This is a genomic window from Allobosea sp. LjRoot90, from assembly GCF_964254315.1.
GTDB lineage: Bacteria > Pseudomonadota > Alphaproteobacteria > Rhizobiales > Beijerinckiaceae > Allobosea.
Window position 1 is genome coordinate 953,624 of the sequence record NZ_CAXUTF020000001.1, and the last position, 17,764, is coordinate 971,387.

Genomic DNA, 17,764 nt, shown 5'->3' on the forward strand with positions numbered 1-17,764 from the left:
AATCCACATATAACTGGAATGATATCGAATCAATTTACATCAGGTAGCGTGAATTTTCGTATTTCGGGGCGGATGGAGAAAATCCTTCCAGCGGTCGCGCTTCTTCCCCCGAACATCCCTTTGAGGTGCCCTTGGGACAGGAACTTTCGCTTCCCCGCCCGCGTTAACCGGGGACGCAGGTCGGTCCTGCAGGGAAACAGGGGGGTACGATGGCCAATTCCGCGAACCGGGCGGTCGAGAGCTTGCGCAAGGAGCAGCGCGAGCAGCGCGCAGACGAGAAGAAGGCAGGCGGCTCGGCCAAGAACCAACTCGACAAGGCTCTTGAGGGCACCTTTCCTGCGAGCGACCCCGTCGCGCTGGAAACGCCGACCAAGCCCGGTGCTCCCCAGCAGCGCCGCGGTTGACGCGAGTACGCGTAGCCGTTGAAAACGCAGCTCCCCCGCTCCATCTCGATCTGACGAGATGGAGATGACTATGCCTGAGCGCGCCAGAGTGGATGCCTTCGTTGCCGCCGTCGTCAGCGGCGATCATGTCGGCGCAATCCGCGACTTCTACACCGACGATGCGACGATGCAGGAGAACGCCAACGAGCCGCGCCGCGGCCGTGAGGCGCTGATGGCGCATGAGGCGCGGGCCTTGGCGAGGCTGGACAAGATGCACACGCACCCGCCCGTCGCGGTGCTCGTCGACGGCGATCATGTCGTCGTCCGTTGGATTTTTGATGCAACCGACAAGACCGGCGTCACCCGTCGCCTGGAAGAAATCGCCTTCCAGCGCTGGCAGGGCGACCGCATCGCCGAAGAGCGCTTCTTCTACGATACGGGAAGCGCCTGGCAGGTCGTCGGATAGGTTCGCGCAGAGCGGTACAGCCCGTTTGAAGCTCAAAGCCCTCATCCTGAGGAGCGCTCAGCAGGAGCGCGTCTCGAAGGATGTTCCAGCTGGTTCCAGAGTCTCCTGAATCATCCTTCGAGACGCCGCTGCGCGGCTCCTCAGGATGAGGGCTGAGGAGAAACTTGGCAGCTGTCAGCGCAGGCCGCTCGGCCCGACCGCGAGCTTGTCACCGAGCTGGATGAATTTCAGCGGATTGCGGGCCTCGTCCGACAGGCGTGTCTCGTAGTGGAGATGCGGGCCGGTCGAGCGGCCCGTCGAGCCGACGCGGCCGATGATCTGCCCAGCGGCGACGAGCTGTCCTTCTTTGACGTCGAAAGCCGAGAGGTGGCCGTAGCGCGTGGTGAGGCCATTGCCATGGTCGAGTTCGATGAGGTTGCCGTAACCGCCGGCGACTTCGGCGCGCAGCACCTTTCCCGCTCCCGGCGCACGCACCGGCGTGCCGGTCTCACCACGAAAATCCATGCCGGCATGCATCGCCGTGCCGCCGGTGAATGGATCGGAGCGCGGCCCGAAATTGCTGGTCGTGCTGTCGTCGCCTTCGAGCGGGCGCTGGAACGGCACGATGCTCGCAAGATCACGCCAACGGCCGAAGACCGAGCGCGCTTCTCCCAATTGCATCAGCGCATGCTCGAAGGTGCCGGGCTTCAGCGCGACCGTCATCGGCACGAGCGGCCCGCCCATGCCGGGGCGGCCCGGCGGCAGCTTGACCTTGGCAGGGTCGAGCCCGACCTCGGCGAGCGCCGCCCTCACCTCCTGCACGCGCCCGACGAGCTGGCGGCCGAGCCCCGAGAGCTGCTGGCTCTGGCCGGCCTGCACCCGGTCGAGCGACTGGCCGAGCACAGTGATGCGCTGGTCGAGCGTCATCGTCTCGCTCGCCCTGACAGTTGCGGAGACCAGCCGGCGCTGCTGCGCCAGCACGGCTGGATTGACGCGGTCGAGAACGTTCTGACCATCGGCGAACTGGTTGCCACCCGGCGCCTGCGCGCCGCCCTGCGGCAGAATCGGGCCGACCGCCTGGCCGGTGAGCGCGCCGAGCAGGGCCTGCCGCGCCTCGAGCTCGATCTGCCGGGTGATCAGGTCGGTGAGCTGGTCCTGCGCCCTTCCAGTCCCGGTAGGTTGGCCCGGCTGCGCCGGTAGGCCGGGCGAACTGCCGGAGGCGACGATCGCGCTGACGAGGCGGCGTTTCAGCGCCTTCTCCTTCTCGTCATAGCTGCTCTGCAGGATCGCCTGTTCCTGCTGCAGGGAGGCGACGCGGCCCTTCTCCTCATAGAGCAGATAGCCGGTGACGCTGGCGCCGATGATCGCCAGTATCGCCAGTGACCAGGGCAACAATCCGCCCCGCCCCCTGGATTGGCCGCCGGAGCCGCGAGGCCGCGGCAGGCCGGGCCCGAGCCCAGTCGACGAGGTGGCGGCAGTGGCAGCCTCGTCGCCGCGCCGCTTCAGACGAACCGGTTGCATGACCGCCGCTCCAACTTCGTCATGACCCCGTAAGCTTCCCGGCAATGCTGTTTTGGTCACTCATCATAGCGCATAAGCTGCTTGATCGCGACGGCTGCAACAGTGGTCGGATGACGGCCCGAGCAACTGCGGTAAGCATCATCTTTATCATCGCGACGCCAACATCGCCTCCGCCAAACGAAGGATGTGGCGCGCGGGATCCGCGGCTAAGGTAGTGTTTCGTGTGCAGCGGCCATATCGACCGGGAGAGCCGTCGTGGGAAATGTCGCGATTCATCTTTACGACATGACGGATGTGGGGTTCGTCAAACTCTACAAGCAGAATCCGCCGTCCCCGGATCGTCTGCCGACTGGCGCGGTCGGCGCTTACGAGACTTCTACGGCGGCCCAGATTGTCGCAGCTGTTCGCAACGTGGCCAAGGGCGACCAAATCAAGGTCATGCGCATCGTTGCGCACGGAAACAGCGGCACTTTCTACTTTCCGCATCTGAGAAACTACGACAAATGCTCGCAGACCTATGGCGACATTCCGAAAAGCAAGCTCTGGGCACCCCTGGCGCGGCTCGAATTGCATGGTTGCGGCCTTGCCAGCGAGACCAGCGTGTTGCGGCCCGGCGCTGATCCCGCCAGCGTGAGTATCGACGATCTCATTCCCGGAACCTTCACTGGGGATGCCAATGGTTACGGCCTATGGCTTCTGAGGCGGATCGCCTCGCTTTTCAACGTGCCAACCACGGCCGCGGTTAATGCGCAGGCCGTCAGCGCGTTGAACTGGGGCTATGAGGGTCGGACCGTCACGGTCCTGCCCAACGGCAAATTCATGCTGCAGGACGAGAATACCAGAACTTGGGACGTTGCCGCCCAAGAACGTGCCGCCGACGCCTACATGTACCGCATCAAGAACAACTACATCTACAAGGGCCAGTATGAAGCGGCAGTCAGGCAGCTTCGCGACTTGATCAAGGTCTTTCCCAACACCAAAACCGCGGCGTGGGCGCGAGACAACCTGACGGTCAAGGCGATGGAGGCGATCGATGACGCCGCGATGAAGCCGGACAGATGACCGCCCATTATGTCATCAGGCATCGCCCGGCTTTTCCGCTCAGTTGCAGGCGTAATGGAACGCACCGTCCTCGACCGTGACCTTCGCCTCCATCAACGGCTTCTTCTCCAGCTGCAGGTTGAGGATGCTGCGCGACAGCGCCGGCAGCATCGAATTGGTGATGATGTTGTCGATCATGCGCCCGCCCGAATCCGGGTCGTTGCACTGGGCGACGATGTGCTCGACGACGGCGTCGTCATAGACGAAGGCGGCGTTGTGGTTGTCGCGCAGGCGCTTGCCGATGCGGCCGAGCTGGAGGCGCACGATGCCGCCCAGCATCTCGCCCGAGAGCGGATAATACGGGATCGTCACCAGGCGGCCGATCAGCGCCGGCGGGAAGACCTTCAGTAGTGCCGGCCGCAGCGCGACCGCCAGTTCCTCGACGTCAGGACGGCTGCTCTCGTCGCCGGCCATCCGCATGATCTCGTCGGTGCCGACATTCGAGGTCAGGATGATCAGCGTGTTCTTGAAGTCGATGCGCCGACCGGTGCCGTCCTCCATCTGGCCCTTGTCGAAGACCTGGAAGAACAGCTCGTGGACGTCGGGATGGGCCTTCTCGACCTCGTCGAGCAGGACCACCGAATAGGGCTTGCGGCGCACGGCCTCGGTCAACCTGCCGCCCTCGCCATAGCCGACATAGCCGGGAGGCGCGCCCTTCAGCGTCGAGACGGTATGAGCTTCCTGGAACTCGCTCATATTGATGGTGATGACGTTCTGCTCGCCGCCATAGAGCGATTCCGCCAGCGCCAGCGCCGTCTCCGTCTTGCCGACGCCGGATGGGCCGCAGAGCATGAACACGCCGATCGGCTTGTTCGGATTGTCGAGCTTGGCGCGGTTGGTCTCGATGCGCTTGGCGATCATGCCGATGCCATGCCCCTGCCCGACGACGCGCTTGTTCAGCGTCGCGGCAAGGTTGAGCACGGTTTCGATCTCGTCCTTGACCATACGGCCGACCGGAATCCCGGTCCAATCAGAGACGACCGAGGCGACCGACTGCTCGTCGACATGGGCGTAGATCATCCGGTTGGCCGGATCGATGGCGCCGAGCGTGGTGAACTTGTCCTTCAAGCTGGCGCGCGTCGCTTCCGGATCGACTGGCGCTTCGGCCGGAGCGGTCTCGGCCGGCGCTTCACCATCGGCCGCGGGCGTTTCTCCGGCCGGCTTCTCGCCGAGCTTGCCGCGCAGCAGCGTGATCTCCTCGACAAGCGCGAGCTCGGAAGCCCAATCGGCTTCGAGTGCCTCGAGCTTCGCCTTGAGCTCGGCGCTCTCCTCCTCGATCTTGCCGAGGCGCTCATCGGTGGCGTCGCCGAGATCCTTGTCGGCGATCAGCGCCAACTTTTCCTTCTCCAGCGCCGAAATCGCGACGCGGGCGTCCTCGATCGCGGCGGGCGTCGCGGTCTGGCTGATCGCGACGCGGGCGCAGGCAGTGTCGAGCAGGCTCACCGCCTTGTCGGGCAGCTGGCGAGCCGGGATGTAGCGAGAGGAGAGCTGGACGGCGGCGACGATGGCGGCGTCGGAGATGCGGACCTTGTGATGCTTCTCCATCGGCCCGATCAGGCCGCGCAGCATGGTGCAGCAGCGCGCCACATCGGGCTCGTCGACCTGCACCGGCTGGAAACGCCGGGTCAGGGCCGGGTCCTTCTCGAAATACTGGCGGTATTCCGACCAGGTCGTCGCCGCGATCGTCCGCAGCGTACCGCGCGCGAGCGCCGGCTTGAGCAGGTTGGCGGCATCGCCCGTGCCGGCAGCCCCGCCGGCGCCGATCAGCGTGTGCGCCTCGTCGATGAACAGGATCACCGGCGTCGGCGAGGACTGGACCTCGTCGATCACCGAGCGCAGGCGTTGCTCGAACTCGCCTTTCATCGAGGCGCCGGCCTGCATCAGGCCGATATCGAGGGTACAGACCTTGACCCCGCGCAAAGGCGGCGGCACGTCGCCGGCGACGATACGCTGGGCGAAACCTTCGGCGATCGCGGTCTTGCCGACGCCGGCCTCGCCGGTGAGGATCGGGTTGTTCTGGCGCCGGCGCATCAGCACGTCGATGACCTGGCGGATCTCGTCGTCGCGGCCGAGGATCGGATCCATCGTCCCCGAGCGCGCCTTCTCGGTGAGGTCCTGCGAGAAGCGGTCGAGCGCGGTCGTGCCCTTAGCGCCTTCGGCCTGCTCAGCGCCGGGCGTGCCGGCGGCACGCAGGCCCGAGCCATCCATCGGCCGCAAGTTCTCCTCTTCGGAGTCCTTCCAGATCTTGGTGTGGCCGGCGGCGAGCTCCTCGACCGGGATCTTGCCGAACTCCTTCGAGATCGCGGTCAGCGCCCGCTTGAGCTCCAGCGATTTAAGCGCGGCGACCAGGACGTGGCCGGTCCTGATCTGCGTCTCGCCGAAGAACAGCGTGGCGTAGTGCCAGCCGCGATCGAGCACGTCGACGACGTTGTTGGCGACGCCGGGCATCTCGGTCTCGTTCTTACGGAAACCCTCGATGACGCCGCCGATATCGGTGGCGAGCCGAGCCATGTCGAGGCCGTAATGCTGCGCGGTCAGTCCGATATCGGTCGAGCGCCGCTGCAGGATCTGGGCGAGCCAATGCGCCAGCTCGACATTGCGGTTACCCGCGCCCTTGGCCTGGCGCAGCGCCTGGATGAAGGCCTCATAGCCAACGCGGTTGAGTTTGCCGGTGACGGCTTCGAGACTGATATCGGCCATGGCTGCCCCTATCGCTTTGTCTGTTGCTGTTGGCTGCGCTTCAGCCGCATGCGTTCGGCGGGATGGAAACGGGCGTCCCGGCGCAAGCTGCCGTCCGGAACGTTCCAGTTCGGCGAAACCCAGCTCGACCAGCCGAGCGCGCCGAAGCGGCCGAGCTGCATCGGCCTAACCTTGCCAACTGGCAAAGCGAGCTCGACATCCCATTCGAACTGCTCGCCGATATAGAAGAAGACCGCATCGGCCAAAGGCTCGCAGCGATCACCATTCGGCAGGAAGCGATTGAACTGCTCGAGGTCGCGCGCGACGAGCTTGACCCGGAATTTGTCCTCGACGCTGTAGACGCTGGCACCGAGCAGGACGTTGCTGCCGAGGCTGCACTGGCCGCGGCCGAGCTTGGTCCGATCCTCCGGATCGAAGACCAGGCGCATGCCGACGAACTGCTCGACCTCGACCTCGATGTCGAAAAGGCCGGCGAGCAAGCTGCGCAGACGCGAGGCCGACTTGGCCTGCGCGCCGGCGAGCCCGGCATGGGCGAGCTTTTCCGGATCGGGGATGCTGTCGAGGTTCTGATACGGCTTCGAGCCCAGCCCGACCATGCTGCCGACATAGGCGACGAAGCGGTCCTTGTCGGGCCGGTCATGCTGGGCGATCGGCCGTGAATCGGCCCAGGCCCGGTAGAACAGCTGCAGGAAGCGGTTGTTGAAGATGTCGAGGAATCGCGGGAAGGCGTCGTCGCGCACGAGCTGCCAGTGATAGCTCTCCTCGGTCGTCGCCAACGGCAATGCGCCTTGCGGCCCGAGCAGGCCGAGGAATTTGACGAAGAGCCGCAGCCGACCCTGCAGATCGCGATCGACCTCGGCGAAGGTCGAGGCCGGGAAATCCATATAGGGCTGCTCGCCGAGCGCGACATACTCGTCGCGCCGCGCCGCAACGTCGCCGATACGCTCGCGCTCCGGGAAGCTGCGCTCGATCCGGCGCAGGACCGCATAGAAATCATGGCGCCAGGGCTCGGCCTGCAACCCTTCGACGAAAGGCGCCTCGACGCGCAGCACGTCGAGCGCGGCCGGCTCCGGGAGGGGTGGCGCGATCTTGTTCACAGGATGCGCCTCGTACCGGCGCGCGGCGGACCGCGCATCACCTCGCCGCGCTCGACCGTGCGGATCACGGTCTGGGTAAAGTGGTTCATCGCCGCGTATTCCGCGAAGAAGCGATCGAGCACGGCGCCGAGCAGGAAGACGCCACTACCCTCGAAGGCCTTCTCGTCGAGCAGAACCGTGATCTCGAGCCCGCGGGCGGCGCCCGTTCCGGCCCGCTGCGGGAAGCGCCGGATCACCGGGCGGCTGTCGACGCTCTTGATGCCGCGGATGCGGCGCTCGGTGGCGCTATCGGCAAGGTCGGCGAAGAGCGAGAGCATCTCGCGCAGTGCCTCGGCATTCTCACCGGCGCCGCGCTGGACGAGGCCGAGATGATTGAGGCTGAGCATATTGATCAGCCGCCAGGCCACCACGCCCGTGCTCGCCATCTCGGAACGCAGCCTGAGCTGCGAAACGATCGGCTCGCGCGGCGGCGTCGGGCCAGCCAGACATGTCACGTCGAGCACGACATTGTCGATCAGGCGGAAATCGGCCCCACCGGTGCCGGTCGGAAGATGCTCGGTGAGGTGGCGGTTGGAGCAGAGCGCCCGAACGCTGAGCTCGGCGACGGAAGCAGCATCGGAGACTGTCGCCGGCTCGTAGAGCGAGATGAAGATCTCGGTGCCGGTATAGTCGGACGCCCTGCCCTCGCGCCGTTCGCCGGTCGAGCGACGGCGCGGCAGGCGCCGGTGCGTATAGAGCAGGCCCTGTGTCGGCGAGGCGCCCTCCGGCGAGGAATAGAGCGGATGGACGGGCTGCTTGTCGCGTCCCCCGGTGTAATGCGCATAGACCTCGAGGATCGAATGCGGCTCATAATCGAGCATGCGGCTGCGATCGGGCACGACATGGTATTCGTGCTCGTTCTTGCGCACCGGGATGCGGTCGGTGGTCTTCTCGAACAGGTTCACCGCCGGCGCGGCATAGAGGGCGAACATCTGGCGCTGCACTGCGGCCGGCAGGCGCGTATTGACCTCGTCGAAGACGAAGATCACGTCGACCGTCTTGGCCTTGAGGCGCGACATCACCTTGTCGAGGCCGGTCAGCCTGAAGCCGAGAAACTTGCGCGGAAACCAGAACTGCTCGCGCAGCAGGTCGAACCCGCGGAAGATCCGCGTATCGGCCGGCAGCAGCGCGTCGTCCTCATCGAAGCCGATCTGTTCGACCCCGCACTCCGCCGCCGACAGCACGACGGGATCGCCGAACTCGTCGAGATAACGGAAATAGACGCCGAGGCAGTCACCAAAGATCTGCTCGTAGAGTGCGATCGCGTCCGCCTCCGTGCCGAGCAAATGCACTGTGAGTTCGCGGGTCTTGCAGCCGGCAAACCAGCTCGCCGGTAGCTTCTTGGCCTCCTCCGGCGACGGCTCCTCCGCTGGATCGGCGGCAACGCGGTGCGTCAGCGACAGGCGCAGGCCCGAGAGCACCCGCCCGTCGACCGGAAGCCCCAGCGCCTGCAGCGGCCCTGGCGCCGCGATGTACTCGGCAGAGGCCACGTCGAACGGCCAGAGCGTCACCGCCGAGCCCAGCCGATAGCGGCAGGCGACCCGGCGGTCGCGCTCGACGTAAGTTGCATCGAGATAGGAGCCGCGGGGCACCTCGACACCGTCGCGCAGGGCCGGATCGCCGTAGATTGGCGCCATTCCGGCGAGAAGCGCCGATGGGGTCGGCGCCAGGTAGTTCGGGATGAGCTGTTCCAGGAGATTATTGGTGAACTCCGGGAACTCGTGCTTGAGCTTGAGCTGGACCCGCGCGGCGAGGAAGGCAGCGCCCTCGAGCAGACCACCGACCATCGGGTCCATGCGCTCGCCGACCAGCCCGCCGAGCCGTTCCGCGATCCCTGGATACTCCTCGGCGAATTCCTTCGTATGCTCGGTGAAGAGCCGGAGTTCGCGATTGTAGAAGTCGAGGAATTCCTGGTTCATGAGGCGCTATCGATTCTTGATCGCGATCTTGCCGGTGTCGAGCTCGACATCGGCAACAAACTGTACCGGAATGTTGAGCGGCTCGCAGTTCAGATCGGCGCGGACGATGAAGCGGATTTTCAGCTCCGCCTTGTCGAGGCTCTCGTCGCGCTCGACCAGGATCGACTGCTTGAGCAGCCGCGGCTCATAGGCAAGCAGGACCTGCGCGAGCTCGTCCTTGATCGAGCCGATCCGGTATTCGTCGATCGACTTGTTCTGGACATCCGGGAAACCGTGGTTGAGCACCGAGCGGCGGACGTACTCGAGCTGCGAAAGATCGACCGATGAGCCGAAGTTGATCGTGTTGACCAGGGCTTCGAGGTCGATGGCGATTTCCTGGCGCAGCTTGCTCTCGGTAATCGCGGCCCGTGGCGCCGCGCGGCGACCAGCCACGACCCGCTCGCCGCCTGCGTCGCGCAAGTCGAGATGGACCTTCGCGTCCTTACTGCGATGCGCCTCGCGGAAGGCGAACATCAGCGGGGGACGCAGCCGGTTCTTCGCCTTGGGATCGAGCATCGGCATGTTCCCGCGAGTCATCACTCAAAGGATGGACTCCCGGCGATCGCTACCGCGCTCGCGGGGAGTCCGTTCGCAGCTAGACTAGATGGGCGATGCCGAAAGATGCGCCGCCGCATGCCGCCCGGACCGAGCCCGCTGGAGCGAGCCCGGCCACAGCAGCATCTTACTCCTTGTTTTCCTTGAGGTTCCAGGTTCCGGTCGAAGTCGCGCCGAGCGAGCCGTCCTTGCTCTGGACCTTGTACTCGAACTTGATCTTGGAGAAGTTCAAGGAGAACTGGTCGGTCGGCGTCGGGTTTCCGCCGGTCGAGTCGCCCGACTGATAGCTCGACACCAGCAGGTCCTCGAGCGTGACCTTGTAGAACTCCTGCTGCTCCTTGCCCTGCTTGCGGACGAAGAGCACGGCCTTCTTGATGTGGTCGCCGGTGGCGCATTTCAGCATCAGCACGGGCGAGGCCTTGTTGACATTGGCCGTGCAGTGCAGGTCCTGGAAGCTCGCCTTGCCGGCGCCGCCGCCGTGTCCGGCGGCATGCGTGCCGGAGTTGCTGACGCCCCAGGAGAACGATTCGATCTCGATCGTCTCCTTGTGCTTGGAATCCTGGCTTTCGCCCTTGACGCCGTCGATCTCTAAGAGAAAGTCGCTGGCCATGGTGCTCTCCAATGGTTGGCTGTTTCAGGGTAATTTGGGCATAGAACTCGCGTCGCCTGGAGAGCTCCCCCCATGCGTCGCCACTCTCCCTGCGCGTCATGCGCAGGGCCAACTATCGTCCTGGGGGTCCTGCGCGCTGAAGGCGCGCCCGGGTCTCAGGCCTTGGGCGCCGGCAGGCGCGAGACGAGGCTCAAGCCGATATCCATGCCCTCGAGCTGGAAATGCGGCCGGAGGTAGAACTTGGCCGAGTAATAGCCGGGGTTCTCCTCGTCCTCGAAGACGTCGATGCGCGCCTCGGACAGGGGCTTGCGCGCCTTCGTCTCCTCGCTGGAGTTCAGCGGATCGCCGTCGACATACTCGGTGATCCACTCCTGCAGCCAGCGACGCAGGGGTTCGCGCTCCTTGTAGGAGCCGACCTTGTCGCGCACCATGCACTTCAGATAATGCGCAAAGCGCGACACGGCGAACAAGTAGGGCAGACGCGAGGACAGGTTGTCGGAGGCGGTCGCCGCGACGCCGTCAGGCCCGAAGAAGGCCTTGGGCTTGTAGAGCGACTGCGCACCGATGAACGCGGCCTTGTCCGTGTTCTTGCGATGGATCAGCGGGATCAGGCCGGATTTGGCCAGCTCCGCCTCGCGGCGATCGCTGATCGCGATCTCGGTCGGGCACTTCAAGTCGACGCCACCATCATCCGTCGGGAAGGTATGGGTCGGCAGGTTCAGCACCTCGCCGCCCGACTGGACGCCGCGGATGCGGGTGCACCAGCCATACTCCTTGAAGGCCCGGTTGATGTTCACCGCCATCGCATAGGCAGCGTTCATCCAGGCGTATTTCTCGCCCTTGTGACCGTCGGTGTCCTCCTCGAAGGCGAACTCCTCGACCGGTTCCGACTTCGCCCCGTAAGGAACCCGCGCGAGGACCCGCGGCAGGCACAGGCCGACATAGCGGGAATCGGCTGCGTCGCGCAGGCCCTTCCAGGCCGCATAGTCCGGCGTGTCGAAGACCTTGCCGAGATCACGCGGATTGGAGAGCTCCGTCCAGGAGTCCATGCCCATCAGCGTCGGATCGGCGCCGGTAAAGAGCGGGGCATGGGCGGCGGAGGCGACCTTCGAGAGATCACGCAGCAGTTGCACATCAGCCGGGACGTGGCTGAAGTGGTAGTCGCCGACCAAGGCACCGAAGGGCTGGCCGCCGAGCTGACCGAATTCCTGCTCGTAAATCTGCTTGAAGAGCGGGCTCTGATCCCAGCGGGCGCCGGGATAGGTCTTCAGATTGCGGTAAAGTTCGCTCTTGCCGACATTCATCACCTTGATCTTCAGCTGCGAGTCGGTCTCGGAGTTGAAGACGAGGTAGTTGAGGCCGCGCCAGGCACTCTCGAGCTTCTGGAACTCCGGTGCGTGCAGCACCTCGTTCATCTGCTCGCTGAGCTTGGCATCGAGCCGGGCGATCATTTCCTCGATCGTATCGAGTACGTCGCCCTTGATCAGTGTCTGGTCGGCGAGCGCCTGGTTGACCAGGGTCGCAACCGCATTCTCGACCTCGCTCGCCGCCCGTTCGGTCTTCGGCTTGAAGCTCTGCTTCAGGAGCGCCGAGAAGTCATCGACCTCGCGGATTTCGCCAGCCGCTGCGCCGGGTTGTTGAATCTGTGCTTCCGCCATGGCCGCCTCGCTTACCCGTTGCCGTCCTGCTTGTTGTCCTCAGCTGGCTTTTCGCCGAGCCGATCCTTCAGCGCCGCCATCAGATTAGGATCTGACAGCAGAGCCTTGAGCTGGTCGCTGGCCGCAACCTTGCCGTCCATGTAGCGCAGCAGGTTGGCGAGCTGCTCGCGCGCCTCCAGCAGCTTGGCGGTCGCTGGAATCTGACGGGCGATCGCAGCCGGGCTGAAGTCGTCGAACTTCTTGAACTTCAGCGAGACGGAAAGCTTGTCACCCCCTTCGCCGCCGAGCTTGTTCGGCACGGCGAAAGCAGCGCCGGGAGAGATCGCGGCCATGCGCTGGTCGAAATTGTCCATGTCGACGTCGAGGAACTTGCGCTCGCCGATATCCGACTTTTCGACCTCCGAGGCATTGCCCGAGAGATCGGCGAGGACGCCCATCACGAACGGCAGCTCGATCTTCTGATCCGCATTGTACGGATCTTCATAGGTGATGTGGACGCGCGGCGGCCTGTTGCGGCGAATGAATCTCTGCCCTGAATCTCCGGCCATGTCGGCGCCCCTTCCTCTAGAGGCATCACGCAAGGACAGCGCGACGCCACGCTAACGATCCAGCTCGCTATACCATACACACTTGCCGATCGCTTGACAGTTCTCGTCGAACTGCGCGAATCGGCGGCGGAAGAGTTCAGCCAGCCCGACTTTGCAGATGGATGACGGTGTCCGCATCCACCGAACGAATGAGGCGCGACAGTCCATTATTGGACCGGCGCGACACTATTCGTCGCTGCTCTGCCTTATGCCGGCGTCAGGGAGGATATCGCTCAGCAGCGACAGAAAATCCTGCTGCGCGAGCGCACAAGCCTTGTCCATCAGCAACGGGACGGGATTGGACGGCTCGGCATGGCGGTAGAAGGCAGCCACGGACTTCATCCGGGCGACCGCCTCGGCGCGGCTTGCGACGGCAATCGCGGGCACATCCGCAGCCGCTGCGGGCCTCTTTGGCTCGGGCGCGGCCTCCGGCTGCGAGTCTTCGGCCCAGTCGTCCGAGCTTTCCGACGTCTCCGCCTCGGCCTCGTCAGCCTGCTCGTCTGCCGCGTCAGCGTCCTCACCGGATGAGGAGCTGTCGTCGCTGCTGTCATCGTCATCGCCGCTACTGTCGTCGTAGCTGCTGCTATCGTCGCTGTTGCTGCTGTCGTAGCCATCGCCCCCGAGGCGCTCCAGCGGCAGCTGGTATTTCGTCTCGTCGCCGATCTCGAGCATCGCCTTGTCGACGTGCTCGGGGAACATGATCTGAATGACCTCGATGAGCGACTTGCCGACCAGGCGTTGCGCCTGTCCGATCAGGAGCACTGACGGGCTCGACGGCTCGGTCCGCCGGAAATAGGCGAGGCAGCCGGCGAGCGCAGCTTGTGCCTCGGCAACGGAGGCGCAAGCCCCGGCCGGGATGGCGGCTGCGGCGACCATGACCGTGCCGCCGGCTCCGGCAGATGTCTCGACGGCGGCTGCAGCTTGCAGAGCCGGCGCGCGCCGCTCGACTGCGGCCTCGAGGAAAGTGACGATCTGCCCGATCAACCCCGCCAGGCGCGGGAAGGTCACGGCCTGGTCAGCGCCGAGGCGCTCGCTCCAGATCGCCCGCAGTCGCAAGAGCGCGTCCCGGATAGCCGTGACATGCCCGAGCATCGCCGTCAGGTCGGAGACCTCGGCCTCCTTCAGCGCGGCAGCGATGCCGCCGGCGTCGGGATGCTGCTCGTCCTCGCCAGGACGCAGCTCGCCCAGGGCGATGAGCTGGCTACGGAACATCACCGGCCCCAGCCGTTTACTCGTGAAGACCGGCGCGTGTTGCAACGGCAGGGCGATGGTCGCGTTTTCATCGAGCCCCTGCAGGGCGACTTCACGCATGATGAAGTCGCCATCCTCGGCTCTGGGATGGATCTCCTCCCAATAGTCGCCGAGGTAGCTCGTGATCAGCCCGAGGCTGGCGGCGAAGCCGGGTATGTCGCGGTTGAGCAGGCAGAGCTTGCCGGCAAGCACGAAGCCGCGCAGATCGCGGCTCTGTTTCAGGATCTTGCCGAGATCGCCGAAGGCTGCCGGAAAATCGATCGCGCTGCGGTCGAAGGAAACCTGCCGCCCATCGTCCTCACGACGGAAATAGGAGGTGGGCAGCGCCACTTCCAGGCGCCCCAGCACATTCATGAAATTCGGATCGGCGTCCGGATCGGGCCCGCAAGGATCGTCAGCCGAAGCCGGCTTCGCCAGATCAGCGAAATTGAGCGCAGCCATGCCCCCTCACGGTCGGTCGAGTAAGAGCCTCTAACCAAACCTGAGCGGGTCTGGACGTCGGCAATTCGTCTGCTCCGCTAGGAGCGGCACGCAGCCGATACCGTTGGTATCGGCAAGTGGCGCGACGCCGCGGGCGGGCGAATTCCCGGCGCCGAAGGTGGGCCTTGGAGGGCCGCCTGCGGCGTCGGAGCGACTTGCCGATATCCAAGATATCGGCTGCGCACTCCTCCTGGCATTCGGCTCCTCCAAACCCCATCCAGACCCGCTCAGGTTTGGTTAGAGGCTCTAAGTCGGGACCCGGCCGCCGAGCCGTCATTCCACCTGCAGCCGCGTCTCGACCCGGCGATTATCGGCCGAGAACTTGTCGGCGACGACGGGCTTGGTCTGACCCAGGCCACGCGGGACGAGCTTGGCGGTATCGACGCCGCGATCGCTCAGATAGCGCACGACCGCCTTGGCCCGGCGCTCCGAGAGACTCAGATTGTAGTCGGCCGTACCGCTGGCGTCGGTGTGTCCCTCGACCAGGAAGCTGTTCGCGGCAAGCTGCGGGTCCTTCAGAGCCTTGGCGAATTCGTCGAGGTTCAGCTTCGCCTCCGACTCGAGTATGTCGGAATTGTACTTGAACTTGACGACCAGATCGAAGGCGCTGGCTGGCTTCACGACATGGCCGGCCTTGTTGCATTCGGCTTCGGTACCGACGCACAGGCCGCGCGAAACCCCGAGATTGGGCGTCGCGGCTCCGAAGTGCTTGACGATATCGTTCGCCTTGTAGGATTGCGCCTGCGCGACAAGAGGCGACAGGGCAGAGAAGCCCGCTGCAAGAGCGGCACTAACCATGACAAGGGCATGCTTGCGCATGGTCTTTCTCCTGTTTAGGTTCGCTAAGGCGGTTGAAGACTGACGGCGCGAATTATGCCTCGCAGCGGGAGCTGCGTCAATAGTCGTCTCTTGTCGCAAACCACGAGGTCTGGTTGATGCCCGCCGCCCTTGGACAAACGAAAAGACTTGCCTCCTTTACGACGCCGGCAGGACAAGATGTCTTTTCGCTTCTCAAGTTTGAGGCGCGGGAAGCCCTCAGCGAATTATTCGTCTATCAGGTCGAAGCCACGTGCACGACTGCGAATGCCGACCTGCAAAGCTTGATCGGCGAGAAATGCGCCGTAAAGATGACGTTGAAGAACGGAAAGGAACGGATTTTCAACGGAGTGCTGGTCGAGGCCCAATGGCTCGGCCGCGAGAACGATCTCGATCAATACCGCTTCGTGCTACGCCCTTGGCTCTGGTTGCTATCGCAGCGTTCGGATTGCCGTATTTTCAAGAACAAGACCGCGATCGACATCATCAAGCTGATCTTCGGGAAAGAAGACAAGGCGAGCTTCGGCGACCGTGTCAGCGAGAAGCCGCCGGTGATCGACTACTGCGTACAGTATCGCGAGAGCGATCTCGACTTCGTCCAGCGTTTGATGGAGAAATACGGCATCTACTACTACTTCCAGCACACAGAAGGCGATCACAAGCTCATCCTTTCGGATGCACGCGGCTCACATGACACGGTCACCGCAGCCGCGGAGCCGACCTTCGCCGGTGCCGGCAGCGCCTATCCGTTCATGCCGAAGGACAAGAGCCAGCGCCGCCCTATCGAGCACCTGACGCAATGGTCGGCACAACGGCGGCTGCGCACCGGCAAGGTCGAGCTCAAGGACTATGATTTCGAGAAATCGACCTCCGACCTGACGGCTCGGGCAGAGGAAGGCTTTCCTCGAACCAAGTCCTACGAAGCCTATGACTATCCGGGCGCCTATCTGGACCGTGGCAAGGGCGAAAAGCTCGCCCGAATCCAGGCCCAGGCCGAGCAGGCGCAGGATGAGCGGCGTCTCGCCATGGGCGATGCTCCGAGCCTCAACCCCGGTACGCTGATGACGCTGGCCGATCACGCGGTCGAGGGGGAGAACGCGGAATATTTGGTGGTGCGCGCCACGCACGCCTATGGCGTGCAGAGCTATCGCTCGTCGAAGCGCTCCGACGAGGCGATCTATCACGGCTCCTACGAATTGCAGAAGGCCGAGAAGCGCTTCCGCGCGCCCCTGGTGACCCCCTCGCCGCTCGTGATCGGCCCCGACACGGCAAAGGTGGTGGGCGAGAAGAACAAGGGCGAGGAAGGCGACATCGACGTCGACAAATATGGCTGCGTCTGGCTGCGCTTCCATTGGGATCGCGAAAAGGAATCGACTTCCTGCCGGGTTCGCGTCGCGCAGGCCTGGTCGGGCAAGAACTGGGGCGGCCAGGTCATTCCGCGTATCGGCCAGGAGGTCGTCGTCTCCTATATCGGCGGCGACCCGGACCGGCCGATCATCACAGGCGCGGTGGTCAACGACCAGCACATGCCGCCCTACGACCTGCCCGCCAACAAGACCCAGTCCGGGCTCAAATCGGAATCCACCGATGGCGGCGGCAAGTCGGGCAAATTCAACGAGATCAAGTTCGAGGACCGCGCCGGCAAGGAGGTTTTCTCCATGCAGGCCGAGCGCGACCACAAGACCGAGGTCTTCAACCTTGAGACCCGCGATGTCGGCAAGAGTTTCGAGGGCGGCCCGACCGATTTTGCCCGCACGACGCAGATCCTGAGTGGCAGCGACAAGCTGCACGTCAAGCAGGGCAAGCGTTATGTCGAGGCTGCGCTGGAGATCAAGCTGGTCTGCGGCGAAAGCGAGATCACGATGACCCCGACCGACATCACCATCTCCTCGCCGATGATCACGATAAAGAGCACGGCCAAGACTGAAATCAACGGCGGCGGTATGACCATCATCACCGGCGGCGTCGTCAAGATCAACTGAGGCCGCGATGTCGAAACTCCGCTTCAGCACGGCCCAGGAAGTCTTCGAGACATTTCCCGCTGCGCGCCAGGTTATCAGCACGGCGCCGACCACGGAGCCGCCGCTGACTTTCCTGCGTGGCCTCGTCCAGGCCGGCAATCACAAGGACGCGATGGGTTTCTGCGCTTTTCTGATGCCGCGCCGCGAGGCAGTCTGGTGGGCGCTGCAGAGCGTCCAGCGCATGCAACCGGCGGGAGCACCGCCCGACCCTGGCCTGAAAGCGGCCGAGGCCTGGGTGCGCGACCCGACAGACGAAACCCGGCGGGCCGCTCTGGCCCTCGGCGAAAGCGGTCATCATGCCAGCCTGGGCACCTGGGTTGCGCTCGCGGCCGGCTATTCCGGCGGGAGCATGGTTGCGACCCATGCCATCCCCTGCCCTCCGGACCTGACGGCCAAGACCGCGCGCATCGCGGTGTTAACCGCGCTCGGGCGTGTGCCCGAACGCGAACGTGATGCCGCATTGCGAAACTGCGTCGAAGCGTGCATTCGTCTGCTCGATGACGAAAGCGGCAGGACCAGACCATAATATGGCCCCGGCGCCA

Annotated in this window: 15 protein-coding genes; 5 read left to right on the forward strand and 10 right to left on the reverse strand. The window is 64.4% G+C overall.

The genetic code is table 11. The annotated features are described in order from the left end of the window. The first annotated feature begins 209 nt into the window (after positions 1-209). Both ACSQ3M_RS04590 and ACSQ3M_RS04595 read left to right on the forward strand, forming a co-directional pair. Positions 210-404 carry a hypothetical protein gene (locus tag ACSQ3M_RS04590; RefSeq protein ID WP_436148877.1) on the forward strand — a complete coding sequence of 65 codons (195 nt, stop codon included), beginning with the start codon at positions 210-212 and terminating at the stop codon, positions 402-404. Between the two features lie 64 nt (positions 405-468). After that, a complete protein-coding gene (locus ACSQ3M_RS04595; RefSeq protein WP_436148878.1) occupies positions 469-849 on the forward strand; it encodes a nuclear transport factor 2 family protein in 381 nt (126 codons plus the stop codon). 174 nt (positions 850-1,023) lie between these two features. Here the strand turns inward: ACSQ3M_RS04595 and ACSQ3M_RS04600 are convergent, their stop codons facing one another. Next, on the reverse strand, positions 1,024-2,349 hold the full coding sequence (locus ACSQ3M_RS04600; RefSeq protein ID WP_436148879.1) for a M23 family metallopeptidase: 1,326 nt from the start codon (positions 2,347-2,349) through the stop codon (positions 1,024-1,026). A gap of 255 nt (positions 2,350-2,604) precedes the next feature. Between ACSQ3M_RS04600 and ACSQ3M_RS04605 the strand changes: the two genes are divergently transcribed. After that, positions 2,605-3,411, forward strand: coding sequence for a tetratricopeptide repeat protein (locus ACSQ3M_RS04605; protein WP_436148880.1), 807 nt, complete (start codon positions 2,605-2,607; stop codon positions 3,409-3,411). Positions 3,412-3,450: 39 nt separating this feature from the next. On the opposite strand, the gene tssH is transcribed toward ACSQ3M_RS04605, so the two are convergent. The 9 genes from tssH to ACSQ3M_RS04650 form a co-directional block, all read right to left on the reverse strand. After that, positions 3,451-6,150, reverse strand: a complete 2,700-nt coding sequence (gene tssH, locus ACSQ3M_RS04610; RefSeq protein ID WP_436148881.1) for a type VI secretion system ATPase TssH — start codon at positions 6,148-6,150, stop codon at positions 3,451-3,453. Positions 6,151-6,158: 8 nt separating this feature from the next. Beyond that, a complete protein-coding gene (gene tssG, locus ACSQ3M_RS04615) occupies positions 6,159-7,247 on the reverse strand; it encodes a type VI secretion system baseplate subunit TssG (protein ID WP_436148882.1) in 1,089 nt (362 codons plus the stop codon). Continuing rightward, positions 7,244-9,205: a type VI secretion system baseplate subunit TssF gene (tssF, locus tag ACSQ3M_RS04620; RefSeq protein ID WP_436148883.1), complete on the reverse strand. Its 1,962-nt coding sequence runs from the start codon at positions 9,203-9,205 to the stop codon at positions 7,244-7,246. Before tssF ends, tssG begins: the two co-directional genes overlap by 4 nt. Before the next feature lie 6 nt (positions 9,206-9,211). Next, positions 9,212-9,760 carry a type VI secretion system baseplate subunit TssE gene (locus ACSQ3M_RS04625; RefSeq protein WP_436148884.1) on the reverse strand — a complete coding sequence of 183 codons (549 nt, stop codon included), beginning with the start codon at positions 9,758-9,760 and terminating at the stop codon, positions 9,212-9,214. A 166-nt stretch (positions 9,761-9,926) separates the two neighbouring features. Next, positions 9,927-10,409 carry an Hcp family type VI secretion system effector gene (locus ACSQ3M_RS04630; protein WP_436148885.1) on the reverse strand — a complete coding sequence of 161 codons (483 nt, stop codon included), beginning with the start codon at positions 10,407-10,409 and terminating at the stop codon, positions 9,927-9,929. A 155-nt stretch (positions 10,410-10,564) separates the two neighbouring features. Next, entirely contained in the window at positions 10,565-12,067 is a 1,503-nt protein-coding gene (tssC, locus tag ACSQ3M_RS04635; RefSeq protein WP_436148886.1) for a type VI secretion system contractile sheath large subunit, read from the reverse strand. An 11-nt stretch (positions 12,068-12,078) separates the two neighbouring features. Then, positions 12,079-12,615: a type VI secretion system contractile sheath small subunit gene (tssB, locus tag ACSQ3M_RS04640; protein WP_436148887.1), complete on the reverse strand. Its 537-nt coding sequence runs from the start codon at positions 12,613-12,615 to the stop codon at positions 12,079-12,081. A 225-nt stretch (positions 12,616-12,840) separates the two neighbouring features. Then, positions 12,841-14,346, reverse strand: coding sequence for an ImpA family type VI secretion system protein (locus tag ACSQ3M_RS04645; protein WP_436148888.1), 1,506 nt, complete (start codon positions 14,344-14,346; stop codon positions 12,841-12,843). 312 nt (positions 14,347-14,658) lie between these two features. Beyond that, positions 14,659-15,204 (reverse strand): OmpA family protein, encoded by a 546-nt coding sequence (locus ACSQ3M_RS04650; RefSeq protein WP_436148889.1) that lies wholly within the window; start codon positions 15,202-15,204, stop codon positions 14,659-14,661. A 116-nt stretch (positions 15,205-15,320) separates the two neighbouring features. Here ACSQ3M_RS04650 and ACSQ3M_RS04655 point away from each other — a divergent pair, with 116 nt between their 5' ends. Next, a complete protein-coding gene (locus ACSQ3M_RS04655) occupies positions 15,321-17,183 on the forward strand; it encodes a type VI secretion system Vgr family protein (protein ID WP_436148890.1) in 1,863 nt (620 codons plus the stop codon). A 7-nt stretch (positions 17,184-17,190) separates the two neighbouring features. Beyond that, entirely contained in the window at positions 17,191-17,748 is a 558-nt protein-coding gene (locus ACSQ3M_RS04660; protein ID WP_436148891.1) for a DUF6931 family protein, read from the forward strand. Positions 17,749-17,764 lie beyond the last annotated feature (16 nt).

Coding starts and splice junctions, on each gene's coding strand:
- ACSQ3M_RS04590 (WP_436148877.1), top strand. CDS start 210: ATGGCCAATTCCGCGAACCGGGCGGTCGAGAGCTTGCGCAAGGAGCAG.
- ACSQ3M_RS04595 (WP_436148878.1), top strand. CDS start 469: ATGACTATGCCTGAGCGCGCCAGAGTGGATGCCTTCGTTGCCGCCGTC.
- ACSQ3M_RS04600 (WP_436148879.1), bottom strand. CDS start 2,349: ATGCAACCGGTTCGTCTGAAGCGGCGCGGCGACGAGGCTGCCACTGCC.
- tssH (WP_436148881.1), bottom strand. CDS start 6,150: ATGGCCGATATCAGTCTCGAAGCCGTCACCGGCAAACTCAACCGCGTT.
- tssF (WP_436148883.1), bottom strand. CDS start 9,205: ATGAACCAGGAATTCCTCGACTTCTACAATCGCGAACTCCGGCTCTTC.
- ACSQ3M_RS04625 (WP_436148884.1), bottom strand. CDS start 9,760: ATGCTCGATCCCAAGGCGAAGAACCGGCTGCGTCCCCCGCTGATGTTC.
- ACSQ3M_RS04630 (WP_436148885.1), bottom strand. CDS start 10,409: ATGGCCAGCGACTTTCTCTTAGAGATCGACGGCGTCAAGGGCGAAAGC.
- tssC (WP_436148886.1), bottom strand. CDS start 12,067: ATGGCGGAAGCACAGATTCAACAACCCGGCGCAGCGGCTGGCGAAATC.
- tssB (WP_436148887.1), bottom strand. CDS start 12,615: ATGGCCGGAGATTCAGGGCAGAGATTCATTCGCCGCAACAGGCCGCCG.
- ACSQ3M_RS04645 (WP_436148888.1), bottom strand. CDS start 14,346: ATGGCTGCGCTCAATTTCGCTGATCTGGCGAAGCCGGCTTCGGCTGAC.
- ACSQ3M_RS04650 (WP_436148889.1), bottom strand. CDS start 15,204: ATGCGCAAGCATGCCCTTGTCATGGTTAGTGCCGCTCTTGCAGCGGGC.
- ACSQ3M_RS04655 (WP_436148890.1), top strand. CDS start 15,321: ATGCCCGCCGCCCTTGGACAAACGAAAAGACTTGCCTCCTTTACGACG.
- ACSQ3M_RS04660 (WP_436148891.1), top strand. CDS start 17,191: ATGTCGAAACTCCGCTTCAGCACGGCCCAGGAAGTCTTCGAGACATTT.